We start from the raw sequence: 3014 nt of genomic DNA, 5'->3' as shown, positions 1-3014 counted from the left end.
GACCTGCGGGTCGATCTGCCGTGGCGGGTGTGCCTGGTGGGTGTGGGTGTGGGTGTGGGTGAGTGGGTGTTGTCGGTGGTGGCGCATCACGTGGCGGTGGATGGCTGGTCGATGGGGGTGTTGGCGCGGGATTTGGAGGTGGCGTACGGGGCTCGGTGTGAGGGGCGGGTGCCGGGCTGGGGTGCGTTGCGGGTGCAGTATGCGGATTTCGCGTTGTGGCAGCGGGAGGTGCTGGGGGAGCTGGATGACCCGGCGAGTGTGCTGAGTGGTCAGCTCGCGTATTGGCGGGATGCTTTGGAGGCGTTGCCTCAGGAGTTGGTGCTGCCGGTGGACCGGGCCCGCCCTGCGGTGCCGTCGTTCCGGGGGCGGTTGGTGCCGGTGGCGGCGGATGCGGGAACGCACGCCCGTTTGGTGGAGGTGGCGGGGCAGGGCCGGGCGACGATGTTCATGGTCGTGCATGCGGCGGTGGCTGTGTTGTTGTCGCGGTTGGGTGCGGGGGACGACATCGCGGTCGGTACGCCGACGGCGGGGCGTGAGGATGCGGCGCTGGAGGAGCTGGCGGGGTTCTTCGTCAATACGTTGGTGTTGCGGGCGGATGTGGGTGGGGATCCGACGTTCGCGGAGTTGCTTGAGCGGGTGCGGGCCGCGGACCTGGCGGCGTATGCGCATCAGGACGTTCCCTTCGAGCGCCTGGTCGAGGAGCTCAACCCGACGCGCTCGGTGTCCCGCAACCCGCTCTTCCAGGTGATGCTCGCTCTGGACCACGTGCCCGAACCGCAGTGGCGACTCCGGGGCGCAGAGGTCCGGTCCGCGTCGATGACGGCGTTGGCCGCCCGCTTCGACCTCGCGGTGACCTTGACCGAGCGCCGTGACGAGCGCGGGGCCCCGGCGGGCCTCGACGGCGAGATCCTCTACGCGACCGACCTCTTCGACCACGACACGGCCCTGTCCCTGGCGGGCCGACTCGCCCGCGTCCTCGAACAGGTCGCCGCCGACCCCACCCTCCGGCTCAGCGGGATCGATGTCCTGGCACCCGCCGAGCGCACGCAGATCGTGCAGCGCTGGAACGACACGGCAAGCGTCGTCCCGGACGTGTCGATACCCGAGCTGTTCGCCGCGCACGCGCACAACTCGCCCGACGTGGTGGCGGTGCGGTGTGGTGAGGAGGCTTTGCCGTACTCGGAGTCGGAGGCGCGGGCGAATCGGCTGGCGCGGTACTTGGTCGGGCTCGGGGTCGGCGCGGAGTCCCGGGTGGCGCTGTGTCTGCCACGTGGGGTCGACATGGTGGTCGCGGAGTTGGCGGTGTGGAAGGCGGGCGGTGCGTTCGTTCCGCTGGACCCGGAGTATCCGCCGGACCGTCTCGGCTACGTGCTGGCCGACAGCGGGGCGGCCGTCGTGCTGGGCGTGCAGGAGAGCCTGGAAGGCGTGCCCGTGGGCCGGGCGCGGGCGGTGCTGCTGGATGACGCGGATGTCGGACGGGCGCTGGGAGCGGAGTCCGATGCTTCTCTCGGCGTGCGGCTGTCTCCGGATCAACTGGCGTATGTGATTTATACGTCGGGTTCGACGGGTCGTCCCAAGGGTGTGGCTGTTGCGCATGGTGGCGTGGCGAATCTGGCGGCGGCGATGCGTCCGGTGCTGGGTGTGGGTGTGGGCGTCACCGTCCTGCAGTTCGCGTCGTTCAGTTTCGATGCGGCGGTGCTGGACGTGGCGGTGACGTTGTCCGGCGGCGGCACGCTGGCGGTTGCTTCGGCTGGAGAGCGGGCGGAGCCTGCCGCGCTGGTGGAGATGATCGAGTCGGTGGGGGTGGGCACGGCCAGTGTCGTGCCGTCGTTGTTGAGCGTGCTGGACCCGGCCGCGGTTCCGGGCGTACGCAACTGGGTGCTCGGCGCCGAGCTGTTGACCGCCGACCTCGCGAGCCGGTGGTCGGCGCGGGCGCGGGTGTGGAACACCTACGGGCCCACCGAAGCCACCGTCATGGCCACCGCAGGGCCCGTGGGCGCGGGGATCGAGCCCGGCGACGAGGCGCCGCCGATCGGCCGCCCGCTCGGGAACGTACAGGTCTACTTACTGGACGAGTTCCTGCGCCCCGTCCCACCGCGGGTCGTGGGCGAGCTTTACATCGCCGGGTCGGGCCTGGCGCGCGGATACCTCGGTCGTCCGGGGCTGTCGGCGGAGCGGTTCGTGGCGTGCCCGTTCGGTGGGAGTGGGCGGCGGATGTACCGGACCGGGGACCTGGTCCGGTGGACGGCGGAGGGCGAGCTGCTGTTCGTGGGGCGTGCGGATGAGCAGGTGAAGGTGCGGGGGTTCCGGGTGGAGCCTGGGGAGGTGGAGGCGGTGCTGGCCGGGCACGAGGGGGTCGGCCAGGCCGTCGTGGTGGCCCGGCAGGACGGCGGCCCGGGCAGTGACCGGAGGCTGGTCGGGTATGTCGTGCCGGACGAGCGGCAGCTGAGGCAGGGGGACGTCGACCCGCAGGGGCTCCGTGAGTACGTGGCCGGGGTTCTGCCCGAGTACATGGTCCCGGCGGCCGTGCTGGTCCTGGACGCGCTGCCGCTGACCGTCAACGGCAAGCTCGACCGGGCGGCCCTCCCGGCACCCGACTTCGCCGCCCGCGTGACCCGGCGCGAACCGCGGACACAGACCGAAGAGATCCTGTGCGGCCTGTTCGCGGAGGTCCTCGGACTGGAGTGGATCGGGATCGAGGACGGTTTCTTCGATCTGGGCGGGGATTCGCTGTCGGGGATGCGGTTGGTGGCGCGGGTGCGTGCGGTGCTGGATGTGGAGGTGGGGATCGGGGAGTTGTTCGGGGCGCCGACGGTGGCGGGGTTGGCGCGGTGCGTGGGTGAGCGTGCGGATGCGGGTGGTGCGGCGGAGGGTCGGCCGGTGTTGCGGGCGGGGGTGCGTCCGGATGTGGTGCCGTTGTCGTTCGCGCAGCAGCGGATGTGGTTCCTGAATCGGTTGGAGGAGACGGTTCCGGGGGCTGCGTCGGCGTACAACTTGCCGTTGGTGCTGCGGAT

At 71.1% G+C, this 3014-nt stretch carries 1 protein-coding gene; it reads left to right on the top strand.

Annotation, left to right across the window (positions count from 1 at the left end; all coding sequences use genetic code 11):
- On the top strand, positions 1-3014 hold a 3014-nt coding region (locus AOK03_RS37385; protein ID WP_157869186.1), incomplete at both ends, for a non-ribosomal peptide synthetase.

Source organism: Streptomyces atriruber, from assembly GCF_001418325.1.
In the GTDB taxonomy this organism is placed as follows: Bacteria; Actinomycetota; Actinomycetes; order Streptomycetales; family Streptomycetaceae; genus Streptomyces; species Streptomyces atriruber.
The sequence above is the reverse complement of the archived record's forward strand: the minus strand, read 5'-3'. Positions and strand labels throughout refer to the sequence as shown.